Below are 13,716 nucleotides of genomic sequence, written 5' to 3' on the forward strand. Positions count from 1 at the left end.
CCGCACTCGCGGCAGGCCACGCGCGGCACCCGGCAGTGGATGAAGGCCTTGAACTGGAAGAAGTGCAGATGCTGCCAGGTGCGCTCCACCCGGTCGTGCACCGGCTGGGCCGCCGCCCCGCAGACCGGACAGGCCAGCCGGGCCGTATCGCACGACACCTCGAAGTGGATCGCCCCCTCATCCGGACGAAACGACACGCTGTCTACCGCCCACGGCGGCGTCAGCCCCAAAGCCTGGGTGAAGAGTTGTTCTTGCATCCGCCAAGGCTGACATCATCCGGCGGCCCGTTCCACACCAGACGCGATGGAGCCGATTGCGCTTGGGTTTCCCTACGTTGCGCCATTTTTCTACTGAAGAGGTATTTGCCATGAAGAGAAACATTGCCCCTTTTGCTCGCCCTGGCTACCGTCGCCACCCCGGTATGGGCGGCCACCAAAACCGTCACCCTGTCGGTGCCGGGTATGACGTGCGCTGTCTGCCCGATCACCGTCAAGAAGGCGCTCACCAAAGTCGATGGTGTGCGCACGGTCGAGGTGTCATTCGAGAAACGGCAAGCCATCGTGACGTTTGACGATGCCAAGACCCGCGTGCAAACGCTGATCCAGGCCACCACCGACGCCGGCTATCCCTCCAGCGTCAAGCCCTGAAGGACACGCCATGCACCCGTGCTGCGCCACCACGCCCCACTCAGCCCAAGAGCACACCCCGCGACTGGCCATCATCGGCAGTGGTGGCGCCGCGATGGCGGCAGCGCTGAAAGCCGTCGAGCGAGGGGCGCGGGTGACGCTCATCGAGCGCGGCACCATCGGCGGCACCTGCGTCAATGTCGGCTGCGTGCCCTCCAAGATCATGCTCCGTGCCGCCCACATCGCCTACCTGCGCCGGGAAAGCCCGTTCGATGGCGGCGTGTCCGCAACGACGCCCGTGATCGACCGCGCAAGCCTGCTGGCCCAGCAACAGGCGCGCGTCGATGAACTGCGCCACGCCAAGTACGAAGGCATTCTGGACGGCAATCCGGCCATCACCGTGCTGCACGGTGCCGCCCGTTTCCAGGACGGCCGAACACTGGTTGTCAGTTTGAACGAAGGCGGCGAGCGCACCGTAGCGTTCGACCGCTGCCTGATCGCTACTGGCGCGAGCCCAGCCGTGCCGCCGATTCCTGGCCTCAAAGAAACGCCCTACTGGACTTCGACCGAAGCCTTGATGAGCGATGCGATTCCGCCCCGGCTCGCGGTCATCGGCTCGTCGGTGGTGGCCTTGGAGTTGGCGCAGGCATTCGCCCGGCTGGGCAGCAAGGTCACGATCCTGGCGCGCAGCACGCTGTTGTTCCGCGAAGACCCGGCCATCGGCGAGGCGATCACCAACGCGTTCCGCGCCGAAGGAATCGAGGTGCTGGAACATACCCAGGCCAACCAAGTCGCCCATACAAACGGTGAGTTCGTGCTCACCACCGGTCACGGCGAACTGCGCGCCGACCAACTGCTGGTGGCCACCGGCCGCACCCCCAACACCCGCGACCTCGATCTCGAAGCAGCAGGCGTGGCCACCAATACGCAGGGCGCCATCGCGGTCGATTCACACCTGCGTACCAGTGCCCAAGACATCTATGCCGCCGGCGACTGCACCGATCTGCCGCAGTTCGTCTACGTTGCCGCCGCAGCCGGCACCCGCGCCGCGATCAATATGACCGGCGGCGAGGCGACGCTTGATCTCACCGCCATGCCGGCGGTGGTGTTCACTGACCCGCAGGTGGCGACCGTCGGCTTGAACGAGCAGGAAGCGCACCGCGCCGGCATCGAAACCGACAGCCGCACGCTCACGCTCGACAACGTGCCGCGTGCGCTGACCAACTTCGACACCCGCGGCTTCATCAAGCTGGTGACCGACGCTGGCAGTGGCCGGCTGATTGGCGTGCAGGCGGTGGCTCCGGAAGCGGGGGAGCTGATCCAGACGGCGGCGCTGGCGATTCGCAACCGCATGACCGTGCAGGAACTGGCTGATCAGTTGTTCCCTTATCTGACGATGGTCGAGGGCTTGAAGCTTGCGGCCCAGACCTTCAGCAAGGACGTGAAACAGCTTTCCTGCTGCGCCGGGTGATGGTGTGTCGGCGGGCACACCACCTTGGGAATCTCCGAGCACTTTGGCGAATCTCGTCGGCCACGAATCGCGAAGGCTGATAACACCAGGATGGCGTTGACCTTCCCGATGGGGCAACCAACCTCAATCGGGCACAGCGCCGCCATGGCGACCGCCGATCACCCGCCGCAACGTCACTGTAAGAATCCGCCACCCTGATCCGACAACTGTCTGTCCAACCACGAAGCCGCCGGCAGCAAGCGCATCCGGCATGGCAGCGGGGACGGGCATGACCCTATTCCACAGAAGCGAGGATTCCACCATGAGCAAGACCACCACCATCACCGCACTGACTCTGGCCCTTGGGGCCGCCCTTGCCAGTGCTGCCACACCGACCCATGCCGCCGACCAGAGCATGGGCATGAAAGGCATGGAGAAATGCTTCGGCGTTGCCCTCAAGGGCAAGAACGACTGCAAGGCTGGTGCCGGCACGACCTGTGCGGGTACCGCGAAAAAGGACTATCAAGGCAACGCGTTCAAGCTGGTGCCTGCCGGCACCTGCGAAAAAACGCCATCGCCGACTTCACCCACCGGCTATGGGCAGCTTCAGGCCTTCCAGGAAAAGGCCTGACGTCCCCGGAGCGCCGTGCGATGACCCCCGCTTTGCAATATTCACCTTCATCGCGCACGGCGCTGCCGTCGCGCACGGGGCTCGGGCTCAAACCCGAGCACGTGCGCGATATTTTGACCACAGCGCCAGCGCTGGGATTTTTCGAGATCCACGCAGAGAACTACATGGTGGAAGGCGGCCCCTTCCACCATCACCTTGAACTGATTCGCGAACGCTATGCGCTGTCTGTGCACGGTGTCGGGCTCTCCATCGGCGGACAGGACCCGCTGGATGCCGAACACCTCCGGCGTCTGCATGACCTACTGATGCGCTACCAGCCCGAGGCTTTTTCCGAACACCTGGCCTGGTCCAGCCATGGCAGCCACTTCTACAACGATCTGCTTCCCCTGCCCTACACCCAGGACACGCTGGAGCGGGTCTGCCGTCACATCGACCAGGTGCAAGCCACACTGCGCCGACCAATGCTGCTGGAAAATCCCGCAACCTACGTCGAGTTCGCATCGTCTACCTGGGATGAAGCCGACTTCATTGCCGAAGTCGTTCGGCGCACCGGCTGCGGGTTGCTTCTCGACCTCAACAATGCATACGTCAGTGCGGTCAACCACCAGCGCAACATCCAGACCTATCTGGATGCACTGCCACTCTCTGCGGTGGGTGAAATCCACTTAGCCGGCCATGCCGAAGACCACGATGCACGCGGTGAGACGCTGCTGATCGACAGTCACGGCAACGCGGTGGCCGATCCGGTGTGGATGCTCTACCAACAGATCATCCAGCGGCTGGGCCCGGTACCCACCCTGATCGAGCGCGACCAGAACATCCCGCCGATCTCTGCACTACTGGATGAGGCATACCGGGCGCAGCACATCCTGGACAGCAACCGCACCATCACCTTGAAACCAGAACCCGTGATCGAGGTGGCCTGATGAACGCCTTTGCTGCTGCACTGCTCGACCCGACGTTGCCGCCCCCCGCCGATCTGGCCGTCCGAAACGGTGCAGACCTGACCTCTCGCTTTGCGATCTATCGCAACAATGTGACGTGGTCACTGATCGAGGCGCTGGCCGACACCTACCCGGTGGTAAAGCAGCTTGTCGGTGACACGTTTTTCCAGGCCATGGCGTGTGCCTATGTCCGTGCCCACCTGCCGAAGTCGCCGGTACTGGCGTATTACGGGGATGCATTTCCAGACTTCATCGCCAGCTTCCCCCCAGCTTCCGGTGTTCCCTATCTCGCAGATGTCGCCCGCCTCGAATGGGCCTATGTCGCGGCGTTTCATTCCGCCGACACCACTGCCATGCGCCTGGATGCATTTGCCGATGCCATGCGCAATCCCGCGACCCTTGCTAACGCCCACCTTCGGTTTGCCCCATGCGTACGGGTGGTGAAATCGCGCTTCCCGGTCGTTTCGATCTGGCATGCCCACCAGGACGACGATCCAGCCGCACGCATGGCAGACATCCCGATTCCCCAGGCCGAAGCCGCCCTGCTGGTACGCCCGGCGTACACCGTGCAGGTGATTCCCTTGCTGATGCCCGCTGCAGACTGCATCGCTGCCCTGCTCGACGGCGTCAGGCTTGGTGAGGCCATCGAACACGCCGCGCTGCCCCAAGCGCATCTGGAATCACTGTTCACGCACCTGCTGCAAACCGGTGCGCTGTGCGGCATCGACATTCCAGAAGATCATGCAAGGCAACCGTCATGACCATGCGCATCATCTGTGTACATTTCTGCACCGCCATGGCACGCCTGTCGGAACTGCTGTCGCGCATTCCCCATTCGTTGATCGCACTACTCGGCCGGTTTTCCATTGCAGCCGTGTTCTGGCAGTCCGGTCAGACCAAGGTCGAGGGATTTGCAGTGGACCTGCTGACGGGTCAGTTTCAGTTGGGCTGGCCCCATCTTTCCGATAGCGCCTTGGCACTGTTTCGTGACGAGTACCGCCTCCCCCTGCTGCCAGCCGACGACGCGGCCCTGTTGGCCGCCCTTGCCGAACACCTGTTCCCAGTACTGCTGCTGGCAGGCCTGGCCACCCGGCTATCGGCGCTCGGCCTGCTGGGCATGACCGCCGTGATCGAAATATTCGTTTACCCCGATGCCTATCCCACCCACAGCACATGGGCAGCTGTTCTGCTTTATCTGATTGCCCGTGGCCCCGGCACGCTGTCACTGGATCATCTGCTCGCCCGGCACTGCCAACCTCTGAAGCCAGCCACCCAGGGGTCTGCCTAAGGGAATCACCGAACACTTCGGAGACTCCCTTGGGCCACGGACGGCTGCTCACAAATCAAGCGTGCGGGTCGTCCTCGCCTGCTGGCGCTGGCGGGTTTTCCTCCGCTGCCCCGCTGACATAGCGCCTGGCAATCTGCCGCAACACTGACAGATGCTGGTCAAAGTGGCGACATCCCGAGCACAGCATCAAATGCACGCGCAAGGCAATTTGATCGCCCAAGGGCAACGGCTGCTCCCTGGCCATCGACATCAGGCGTGTGGCTTGCTCGCAGTTCAGCATGCGCCCCCCTTGGCGAACCAGCGGTTCTCCAGGCACTCCCGTAACCGTATCCGCGCGCGGTAGAGGATGACGTTGACATTGGTGACACTCAGTCCGAGCGTCTGACAGATCTCACTGGTTTCCAGCTCAATGAACTCACGCATCATGAAGACTCTCGCCTGCTGAGCTGGCAACCGTTCTAGACATGTTTCGAAAACCTGCCAGAACTGGGCATTGAGCGTGGCGGTTTCGGGATCGACCCAGTGCTGCGGTCGTTCGTCAGGACGCCAATGGCCGCCCCGATCAAACAGATCGGGAAGCCCATCATCTTCTTCCGCGGCCTCTGTCAGCTGGCTGACCGGCACCATACGGCGGCTCTGGCGCAGCAGATCAGCGATCTTGTGCTTGAGGATGGCCAGCACCCAGGTCTTGAACGCCGAGCGGCCGGCAAACCTGTCGGCATTGGCCATCGCCCCGATCAGCGCCTCCTGTACGGCATCCTCGGCAAGTTGCGGCTCGGCCAGCTGCAAGGTTGCAAATTTCAGCATTTGCCGACGCAGGTCTGCCATGAAATCGCGGTCATGCAGCCATGCCTGCGCCCCCGTCGTAGGGTGATCATCATGCATAGCTGTCGCCGCCAGCTCGTTCATGCCTGCGCATCCATGCCACATGCGGCCAGTGCATTGGCATCACAACGAAACGCCAGTGACGGCAAGAAGCTTCCACGACATTCGATGCGCGGCATAAACCTCACTCCCGCGCCCTGGGGTCATTCGCCGCCAGTGCGGCCGCTTCGCGCAGCTTGCCGATGTACACACGGCGTGTCGGCGGCGCATCACTGGCCGCAACCTGGAGGCCATGGATATAGGCCGCCAGCAGTTCGCGCTTGTTGAACTGCTCACCCAGATCATCCAGCGTGCGAGCAACGGCATCGCGCAGATGCCAGTCCACGTTCATGCCGGACTCGGCCTGCTTGGCAATATCGATGAGCTTGAGGACGTGCGGAGTGACCAGACCTACGACGGTGGCTTTCATGGCAGCGATCCCAAAGGGGGGACGGATCGGACAGGTGTCTGAAGATACCCCATGAACAGTCGCTGCCATAGGCCAGTGCCTGTCAGGCCAACAGCGCCTCAGCCGATCACGCGCCAGTCCAGAGTCTCGCCTGCTGCCAGCGGTACCAAAGTGCGCTCGCCATACGGCAGCTCGGCTGGAACCTGCCAGGCTGTCTTCTGCAACGTCAACGTGCCGGTGTTGCGCGGCAGGCGATAGAAATCGGCGCCGAAATGGCTGGCAAAACCTTCCAGCCGATCCAGCCGACCAACCGCTTCGAATGCCGTGGCGTACAGCGCCAGCGCATGCAGACCGGTGTAACAGCCGGCGCAACCGCAATCGGCCTCTTTGTCGCCGCGGGCATGCGGAGCGGAATCCGTCCCCAGGAAGAACCGCGGATCGCCGCTGGTGGCCGCCGCCAGCAGCGCCTGGCGGTGCTGCTCGCGCTTGAGCACCGGCAGGCAGTAATAGTGCGGACGCAGACCGCCCGTGAAAATGGCATTGCGGTTGTACAACAGGTGGTGGGCGGTCAACGTGGCGGCAATGCCGCTGCCAGCATCGCGCACGTAGTCCACCGCATCCTGGGTCGTGATGTGCTCCAGCACGATGCGCAGCGCCGGAAAGGTCTTGCGCAGCGGAATCAGCACCCGGTCGATGAACACCTTCTCGCGGTCGAACACGTCGATGTCGCGGTCGGTCACTTCGCCATGGATCGCCAGCACCATGCCCGTCTCCTGCATGGCCTCCAGCGCCGCGTACGTATGCTTTAGATCGGTGACACCGGAATCGGAGTTGGTGGTGGCACCGGCCGGATACAGCTTGACCGCGTGCACGAATCCGCTGGCACGCGCACGATGGATCTCCTCGGGAGGCGTGTTGTCGGTCAGATACAGCGTCATCAGCGGTTCAAAATCCGAACCGACCGGACGCGCCGCCAGGATCCGCTCCCGGTAGGCCGCGGCCTGCGCAGTGGACGTCACCGGCGGCCGCAGATTGGGCATCACGATGGCCCGGCGGAACTGCGCTGCGGTGTGCGGCAGCACCGCCTGCAAGGCCTGGCCGTCGCGTAGATGCAGGTGCCAGTCGTCAGGCCAGGTGATGGTCAGCGTGGTGCCGGCCGGCACCGCTGCGGGCGCGGGGATGTGATGGGAAAGCGAGGGCATGGGGGCTCCGGGGCCGTAACGGCTGACAGGGCAATTTTGCCAGAGCCGCCGGGGGCAGGACGCAGGAGACCCACGCCCGTGTCCGTCACCGCCGATGCAAGCCATTTCATCCTGAACCCTGCATCGCGGCCTGCATGACACAGGGCCTTGCGGCAGTTATGCCGTCAGGAGCGACCGGAAGAAGATGACCTGCGTCCCTTCACTACCCCGTACACCAGCAATGCGTTCATCAACAAAGCGACGATGCCGAACACGGCGCGGCCCTCCCATTCGGGGACCTGCGACACCGACGGCGCGGTGAAGCTGCTGGACAGCTTGCGTGTGAAGGTGCGCTGGCCGGGGCCGAAGGCGATCCAGTTGAAGGCCAGCAGGAAGGCGAGCAGTGCCACGCCGCCAGCCTTCGCGGCGACGCTCTGGAAACCCAGTCCGAACAACACGATGCCGAGGCCGGCGGCGATGAACACGGTGGACGCGCACAAACCAAATACCCGGTAGGCGGTGGTCGGCGGCACCTTGCTTGGCAACACGCCAAGCACCGACAGCAGGGCCACGGTGCCCAGCGCCGCGAAGTAAAGGCCGAAGGGCACGGCGAGAATGCGGCCGATGCGGGAGGCGATAGGCGTTGGGCGCACGACGCGGGCTCCAGCCAGGACGGGGCTGGCCGCCAGCATGCCAGAGAACTGGCCGCGTGTTCAGGCGTCAGGCGAGTATCCTGCCCAAGCAGCGGCACTGGACACCTTCGCGCCCCGCCTCGGGGTGCATGGAGTGCCAGCATCCCGAATCCTGGGCACGGCCACATGACCGCCGACAGCCATCCGCCGCGCTGCCGGCGGGCGTGGCCTGCCACGCGATTGCCGGCATCCTCCGCCGCGGCGACGACGGCCTGGTCTCGGTGGCCAGCGCACTGACGCAGCGCGGGCCTGGGCAATGCCCATGGGCAGGCTGGTCATCCACGATGCCGGCCATCTCACCCTGCTGGATCACAGCGAGGTGGTGGCTGCCCTCAAGTGCTGGCTGGCCTAACTATCGCGCTGCGTGCTGTTGCCGCGTCTGTTTGGCCGGTTCCTGCGTAGACCATCGTGAAGCCCAGCTGCCCGCACAAACGCTGGGGCAAGATCCAAGGCCACAATGACCACCGTGAGAGGACAGGATGCACACAAAACACGCTCTGCTGGCAGGCGTACTGGCAACTGCGCTATTGGGAGGCTCGGCGATGGCCGTTGAAACACCCCGCTACGCCACCGTCCTGCGCGATGGCGACCACGAACTGCGCGACTACCCTGCCCTGGTGGTAGCCGAGGTCACCGTCGAAGGCGACCAGAAAACCGCGGCCAACCGGGGCTTTCGTCTGCTGGCCAACTACATCTTCGGCGGCAACCGCAAGCGCGCGGAGATCGCCATGACCGCGCCGGTGGCGCAGCAGGCGGTGGGCGAGAAGATCGCGATGACCGCCCCGGTCGCGCAGGTGCCGGGCGCCGCGGGCACCTGGAAGGTGCGCTTCACCATGCCCAGCGCGTGGACGCTGGACACCCTGCCCGTTCCAAACGATGCGCGGGTCAGCCTGCAACGCATCGAGCCTGCCCGGCTGGCTGTACGGCGGTTCTCCGGGCTTGCGCGGCCAGAGGACGTGCAGGCGCAATCGGCAGCGCTGCTGGCATGGGTGCAGGCACGCAGATTGCGCCCCACCGGGCCAGTCACCCTAGCCCAGTACAACCCGCCGTGGACGCCGTGGTTCCTGCGGCGCAACGAAGTGATGGTGGAAGTGGCGCGCTGACGCTGCGTGACTGTGACCTACCCCCACTGAGCCGCACCACACGAAGCAGGTAGAGTCCGTCCTCCAAAGAGGACGGACATGCGCAAGAGTCGATTCACCACGGAACAGATCATCGGGTTCATCAAATAGGCCGAGGCCGGCATGGCGGTGTCGGAGTTTGTCCGGCAATACGGCTACATATTCCGCCGATACTCCCCACCCACCTCATACAACGCATGGCTGATCTGCCCCAGCGAGTGGGTCTTGACCGCTTCCATCAGCGCCTCGAACACATTGCGCCGAGCCCGCGCCGCATCCTGTAGTGGCTTGAGCCCCTGCGCCGCCAGGCCGTTGCGATGGCGCTGAAACGCTTGCAGATTCTCGATCTGCTGGTGTTTTTCCGCTTCGGTGGAACGAATCAGCTCAATCTCGGTGGTGATGTCGCCAGCATGCTCCTTCGGCAGGAACGTGTTGACGCCGATGATGGGCAGCGAGCCGTCGTGCTTTTTCTGCTCGTAATACAGACTTTCTTCCTGGATCTTGCCGCGCTGGTACATGGTGTCCATGGCGCCCAGCACGCCACCACGTTCGCTGATCGCCTCGAACTCGCGATACACCGCTTCTTCCACCAGGTCGGTGAGATAGCCGACGATGAAGCTGCCCTGCCACGGGTTCTCGCAGAAGTTCAGCCCCAACTCTTTGTTGATGATCATCTGGATGGCCACGGCGCGCCGCACGGACTCTTCCGTAGGCGTGGTGATGGCTTCATCGTAAGCGTTGGTATGCAGGCTGTTGCAGTTGTCGAACAGGGCGTACAGCGCCTGTAGCGTGGTGCGGATGTCGTTGAACTGAATTTCCTGCGCGTGCAGCGACCGGCCGGAGGTCTGGATGTGGTACTTCAGCATCTGGCTGCGCGGGCTGGCGCCGTAACGCTCGCGCATGGCACGCGCCCAGATGCGGCGGGCCACGCGGCCGATCACCGTGTACTCCGGATCCATGCCGTTGCTGAAGAAGAAGCTCAGGTTGGGCGCGAAGTCGTCGATCTTCATCCCGCGCGCGAGGTAATACTCCACGATGGTGAAGCCGTTGCTCAGCGTGAATGCGAGCTGGCTGATCGGGTTGGCTCCAGCTTCGGCAATGTGGTAGCCGGAGATGGAGACCGAGTAGAAGTTGCGCACCTGGTGATCGACGAAGTACTGCTGGATGTCGCCCATCATCCGCAGCGCAAACTCGGTGCTGAAGATGCAGGTGTTCTGCGCCTGGTCTTCCTTCAGAATGTCGGCCTGCACGGTGCCGCGCACGGTCTTGAGGGTCTCGGCCTTGATCCGCGCATAGGTCTCAGTGTCCACCAGCTGATCACCGGTGACACCCAGCAGGGCCAGCCCAAGACCATCGTTGCCCTGCGGCAGCTCACCCTCGTAGCGTGGACGTGGCCTGCCTTCAAACAGCGCATCGAGCGTTTTCTGCGCTTGCGCCCAACGATCCGGATCAGCCTTGAGGTATTTCTCCACCTGCTGGTCGATGGCGGTGTTCATGAACATCGCCAGGATGATCGGCGCTGGGCCGTTGATGGTCATCGACACGCTGGTGGTGGACGCGCACAGATCGAAGCCTGAATAGAGCTTCTTCATGTCGTCCAGCGTGGGAATGTTGACGCCGGAGTTGCCGATCTTGCCGTAGATGTCCGGGCGAAGCGCCGGGTCTTCGCCATACAACGTCACGCTGTCGAACGCAGTGGACAGGCGCGCCGCCGGCTGCCCCAGGCTCAAGTAGTGGAAGCGGCGGTTGGTGCGCTCCGGGGTGCCCTCACCCGCGAACATGCGGATGGGGTCCTCGCCGGTCCGGCGGTAGGGATAGACACCGCCGGTGTAGGGGTAATAGCCGGGCAGATTTTCTTTCTGCAGGAAGGTCAGCAGCTCGCCCCAGCTCCGATAGGTGGGCGCGGCGATCTTCGGAATCTGCTGGTGGCTGAGCGATTCGCGGTAGTTCTCGACGCGGATCGTCTTGTCGCGCACCTGGTATTCGTTGACCGGATCGGTGATGGATTTCAAGCGCGCCGGCCACTCGCGCAGGAGTTTGAGCGCCTCGGCATCCAATGACTGGATGGCATCGTTGTAGCGCTGGCGCAAGGTGTTGCGTGAACGGTCATCGCCCTCGGTGAGCGCCTCGACCGGATACAGATCCAGCGGCTTGGGCAACGCCGGATCGCCCAACTCTCGCAGAGCCTCCCACAACGATTGGGCGCGATCGGCGATTTCCGCCTGCGCCTCGATCCGGGCATTGATGGCACGACCCTGCTCGGCGATCTCGGCCAGATAGCGCACGCGATTGCCGGGGATGAGCACGGTCGCGCGCGGCTCACGGATGCTCGTGTCCAGCTGCGGCGTCCAACGCTCGGCCGGCAGCGCCAGTTTTTCCCGCAACAGGCGGCACAGATTGACGAACATCCAGTTCAGACCGGGGTCGTTGAACTGGCTGGCGATAGTGGGATAGACCGGAATGTCCTCATCGCGGATGTCAAACCGCGCGCGGTTGCGCTTCCACTGCTTGCGCACATCGCGCAGTGCATCTTCAGCGCCGCGCTTGTCGAACTTGTTGAGCACCACCAGCTCGGCAAAATCGAGCATGTCGATCTTTTCCAGCTGGCTGGGCGCGCCGAAGTCGGAGGTCATGACGTACATCGGGAAATCGACCAGATCGACGATTTCCGAATCGGACTGGCCGATACCGGCTGTCTCGACGATGACCAGGTCATAGCCCAACGACTTCAGGAAGGCGATGCAGTCCTTCAGCACCGCATTGGTGGCGGCATGCTGGCGGCGGGTGGCCATCGAGCGCATGAACACCCGTGGGCTGCGCAGGCTGTTCATGCGAATGCGATCCCCCAGCAGCGCACCGCCGGTGCGGCGGCGGGTGGGATCGACCGAGATCACCGCGATGTGCATGTCGGGGAACTGCGCCAAAAACCGGTTGAGCAGCTCGTCGGTGACCGAGGACTTACCCGCACCACCGGTGCCGGTAATGCCCACCACCGGCGTGCGTCCGCCGGCCAGCTGCCATTCCTTACGCAACCGTGCCAGCTCAGCCTCGTCGAGGGCGGATTCCTCGATGGCCGAAAGCATGCGGCCAATCGCGATTTCATCCTCGAATGCCACCTTGTGCGGGATTTCGACCGGAAGACGGGCCGCGCTGGCGCGCCGGATCACGTCCTCGATCATCGCCACCAGCCCCATGTGCATGCCATCGTTGGGGTGGTAGATCCGCTCGACGCCGTAGGCCTGCAACTCGCGGATTTCCTCCGGCGTGATGGTGCCGCCACCGCCGCCAAATACGCGGATATGGCCGGCGCCGCGCTCACGCAGCATGTCCACCATGTATTTGAAGTACTCGACATGGCCACCCTGATAGGACGACAGCGCGATGGCGTCGGCATCCTCCTGCAAGGCCGCACGCACCACCTCCTCGACACTGCGGTTGTGCCCCAGATGGATCACTTCCGCACCCTGCGCCTGGATCAACCGACGCATGATGTTGATGGCGGCATCGTGACCATCGAACAGGCTGGCGGCGGTGATAAAACGCAACGGGCTGGTCTCGGGCTGGCGCTCGGGCAGCTGGGTGGCTGGCGTGCTCATAGAAAGTCCACACATCGGAAATCGATCACCTGCCGATTGTAGCGCGGGGTTAGGATGGCGCTCTCACGATCCGGATATCCGATCCATGCGCTCACGCTTCACGTTCCCGCTGCTGGCCGCCGTCATCCTGATGACCGGCTGCCTGCAATCACCTTCACACCCATCACCCACGCCGCGCCTGCTTCTGCTGGGCGAAGTGCACGACAACCCCGCAGGGCACGCGGCACGTCTGGACTGGCTGCGCACCCAACTGGCCTCGGGCTGGCGGCCGGCGATTGCGATGGAACAGTTCGACACCGACCAGCAACCTGCGCTGGACGCAGCGATGCGCACGTGCACAGATGCCACCTGCGTAGTAGCGCGGGTATCGCCTTCGCCATCAGGCTGGAACTGGACGTTCTATGCGCCCGTGATTGAGTTGGCACTTGAATACCGGCTGCCACTGCTGGCCGCCAATCTGTCGCGCGCGGATGCGTCAAAGGTGGTGAAAGACGGCTTTGCCGCAGCACTGCCAGCGGACATCATCGCCCGCTACCGGCTCGACAACCTGCCTGCGGAGGTATTGGCCGCGCAGGAAAACGAAGTGCGCGACAGCCACTGCGGCGCACTGCCGGAATCGCTGGTGGCGCCGATGGCGAAAGCACAGATCGCCCGCGACGTGGTGATGGCCGAGACGCTGCGCACTCACGCCGACCGCGGCGTGGTGCTGATCGCCGGCAACGGGCATGTGCGCCGCGACATTGCAGTGCCGTACTGGCTGCGCCAACAGGGGTTGGCCGCACAGGCCGTGGGCTTCCTGGAGCCCTCCGGCGATGCCCGGGTATTTGATGCTGTCCGGCGCATTCCAACATTCCCGCGCCCGGATCCCTGCGCCGGGTTCAAGGCACCGGCGCGCAACGGCTGAATGGTGCAAT

At 63.7% G+C, this 13,716-nt stretch carries 14 protein-coding genes and 1 pseudogene; 8 read left to right on the top strand and 7 right to left on the bottom strand.

The features are described 5' to 3' along the window. The coding region (locus tag BUA29_RS06160) for a transposase family protein (RefSeq protein WP_143148829.1) at positions 1 to 257 on the bottom strand (257 nt) is incomplete at its 3' end. Between the two features lie 132 nt (positions 258 to 389). Here BUA29_RS06160 and merP point away from each other — a divergent pair. The 6 genes and pseudogenes from merP to BUA29_RS06190 all read left to right on the top strand — a co-directional run bounded on the left by merP (position 390) and on the right by BUA29_RS06190 (position 4,939). Continuing rightward, positions 390 to 647 (top strand): mercury resistance system periplasmic binding protein MerP, encoded by a 258-nt coding sequence (gene merP / locus BUA29_RS12320; protein ID WP_425443770.1) that lies wholly within the window; start codon positions 390 to 392, stop codon positions 645 to 647. A gap of 37 nt (positions 648 to 684) precedes the next feature. Continuing rightward, positions 685 to 2,097: pseudogene (merA, locus tag BUA29_RS06170) on the top strand (mercury(II) reductase); the annotation flags it as partial. Between the two features lie 301 nt (positions 2,098 to 2,398). Continuing rightward, on the top strand, positions 2,399 to 2,707 hold the full coding sequence (locus tag BUA29_RS06175) for a BufA1 family periplasmic bufferin-type metallophore (protein WP_072755743.1): 309 nt from the start codon (positions 2,399 to 2,401) through the stop codon (positions 2,705 to 2,707). Positions 2,708 to 2,727: 20 nt separating this feature from the next. Then, a complete protein-coding gene (bufB, locus tag BUA29_RS06180; protein WP_072755744.1) occupies positions 2,728 to 3,633 on the top strand; it encodes an MNIO family bufferin maturase in 906 nt (301 codons plus the stop codon). Continuing rightward, positions 3,633 to 4,412 (top strand): HvfC/BufC N-terminal domain-containing protein, encoded by a 780-nt coding sequence (locus BUA29_RS06185; protein ID WP_072755745.1) that lies wholly within the window; start codon positions 3,633 to 3,635, stop codon positions 4,410 to 4,412. Before bufB ends, BUA29_RS06185 begins: the two co-directional genes overlap by 1 nt. Beyond that, positions 4,409 to 4,939 (top strand): DoxX family protein, encoded by a 531-nt coding sequence (locus BUA29_RS06190; RefSeq protein ID WP_245770518.1) that lies wholly within the window; start codon positions 4,409 to 4,411, stop codon positions 4,937 to 4,939. The genes BUA29_RS06185 and BUA29_RS06190 overlap by 4 nt, the downstream gene beginning before the upstream one ends. Positions 4,940 to 4,994: 55 nt before the next feature. On the opposite strand, the gene BUA29_RS06195 is transcribed toward BUA29_RS06190, so the two are convergent. The 5 genes from BUA29_RS06195 to BUA29_RS06215 all read right to left on the bottom strand — a co-directional run bounded on the left by BUA29_RS06195 (position 4,995) and on the right by BUA29_RS06215 (position 8,085). Further along, positions 4,995 to 5,219 (bottom strand): anti-sigma factor family protein, encoded by a 225-nt coding sequence (locus tag BUA29_RS06195; RefSeq protein ID WP_072755746.1) that lies wholly within the window; start codon positions 5,217 to 5,219, stop codon positions 4,995 to 4,997. After that, complete coding sequence (locus BUA29_RS06200) at positions 5,213 to 5,848, bottom strand: RNA polymerase factor sigma-70 (protein ID WP_084602375.1); 636 nt, start codon at positions 5,846 to 5,848, stop codon at positions 5,213 to 5,215. The genes BUA29_RS06195 and BUA29_RS06200 overlap by 7 nt, the downstream gene beginning before the upstream one ends. Positions 5,849 to 5,948: 100 nt before the next feature. Beyond that, a complete protein-coding gene (locus BUA29_RS06205) occupies positions 5,949 to 6,233 on the bottom strand; it encodes a hypothetical protein (RefSeq protein ID WP_072755747.1) in 285 nt (94 codons plus the stop codon). A gap of 98 nt (positions 6,234 to 6,331) precedes the next feature. Continuing rightward, positions 6,332 to 7,414, bottom strand: a complete 1,083-nt coding sequence (pyrC, locus tag BUA29_RS06210) for a dihydroorotase (protein WP_072755748.1) — start codon at positions 7,412 to 7,414, stop codon at positions 6,332 to 6,334. Between the two features lie 164 nt (positions 7,415 to 7,578). After that, entirely contained in the window at positions 7,579 to 8,085 is a 507-nt protein-coding gene (locus BUA29_RS06215; protein ID WP_072755749.1) for a hypothetical protein, read from the bottom strand. 479 nt (positions 8,086 to 8,564) lie between these two features. On the opposite strand from BUA29_RS06215, the gene BUA29_RS06220 reads away from it, so the two are divergent. Continuing rightward, entirely contained in the window at positions 8,565 to 9,188 is a 624-nt protein-coding gene (locus tag BUA29_RS06220) for an SOUL family heme-binding protein (RefSeq protein ID WP_072755750.1), read from the top strand. Positions 9,189 to 9,361: 173 nt separating this feature from the next. Here the strand turns inward: BUA29_RS06220 and BUA29_RS06225 are convergent, their stop codons facing one another. Next, complete coding sequence (locus BUA29_RS06225; RefSeq protein ID WP_072755751.1) at positions 9,362 to 12,802, bottom strand: methylmalonyl-CoA mutase family protein; 3,441 nt, start codon at positions 12,800 to 12,802, stop codon at positions 9,362 to 9,364. Positions 12,803 to 12,887: 85 nt separating this feature from the next. Between BUA29_RS06225 and BUA29_RS06230 the strand changes: the two genes are divergently transcribed. Continuing rightward, on the top strand, positions 12,888 to 13,706 hold the full coding sequence (locus BUA29_RS06230) for a ChaN family lipoprotein (protein WP_072755752.1): 819 nt from the start codon (positions 12,888 to 12,890) through the stop codon (positions 13,704 to 13,706). Positions 13,707 to 13,716: the final 10 nt, after the last annotated feature.

Origin of the sequence: Thermomonas hydrothermalis, from assembly GCF_900129205.1 — a bacterium.
GTDB classification, from domain to species: Bacteria; Pseudomonadota; Gammaproteobacteria; order Xanthomonadales; family Xanthomonadaceae; genus Thermomonas; species Thermomonas hydrothermalis.

What these genes read in the sequence shown, in the direction of transcription:
- BUA29_RS06175 (WP_072755743.1), top strand. Translation starts at nt 2,399, where the DNA reads ATGAGCAAGACCACCACCATCACCGCACTGACTCTGGCCCTTGGGGCC.
- bufB (WP_072755744.1), top strand. Translation starts at nt 2,728, where the DNA reads ATGACCCCCGCTTTGCAATATTCACCTTCATCGCGCACGGCGCTGCCG.
- BUA29_RS06185 (WP_072755745.1), top strand. Translation starts at nt 3,633, where the DNA reads ATGAACGCCTTTGCTGCTGCACTGCTCGACCCGACGTTGCCGCCCCCC.
- BUA29_RS06190 (WP_245770518.1), top strand. Translation starts at nt 4,409, where the DNA reads ATGACCATGCGCATCATCTGTGTACATTTCTGCACCGCCATGGCACGC.
- BUA29_RS06195 (WP_072755746.1), bottom strand. Translation starts at nt 5,219, where the DNA reads ATGCTGAACTGCGAGCAAGCCACACGCCTGATGTCGATGGCCAGGGAG.
- BUA29_RS06200 (WP_084602375.1), bottom strand. Translation starts at nt 5,848, where the DNA reads ATGAACGAGCTGGCGGCGACAGCTATGCATGATGATCACCCTACGACG.
- BUA29_RS06205 (WP_072755747.1), bottom strand. Translation starts at nt 6,233, where the DNA reads ATGAAAGCCACCGTCGTAGGTCTGGTCACTCCGCACGTCCTCAAGCTC.
- pyrC (WP_072755748.1), bottom strand. Translation starts at nt 7,414, where the DNA reads ATGCCCTCGCTTTCCCATCACATCCCCGCGCCCGCAGCGGTGCCGGCC.
- BUA29_RS06215 (WP_072755749.1), bottom strand. Translation starts at nt 8,085, where the DNA reads ATGCTGGCGGCCAGCCCCGTCCTGGCTGGAGCCCGCGTCGTGCGCCCA.
- BUA29_RS06220 (WP_072755750.1), top strand. Translation starts at nt 8,565, where the DNA reads ATGCACACAAAACACGCTCTGCTGGCAGGCGTACTGGCAACTGCGCTA.
- BUA29_RS06225 (WP_072755751.1), bottom strand. Translation starts at nt 12,802, where the DNA reads ATGAGCACGCCAGCCACCCAGCTGCCCGAGCGCCAGCCCGAGACCAGC.
- BUA29_RS06230 (WP_072755752.1), top strand. Translation starts at nt 12,888, where the DNA reads ATGCGCTCACGCTTCACGTTCCCGCTGCTGGCCGCCGTCATCCTGATG.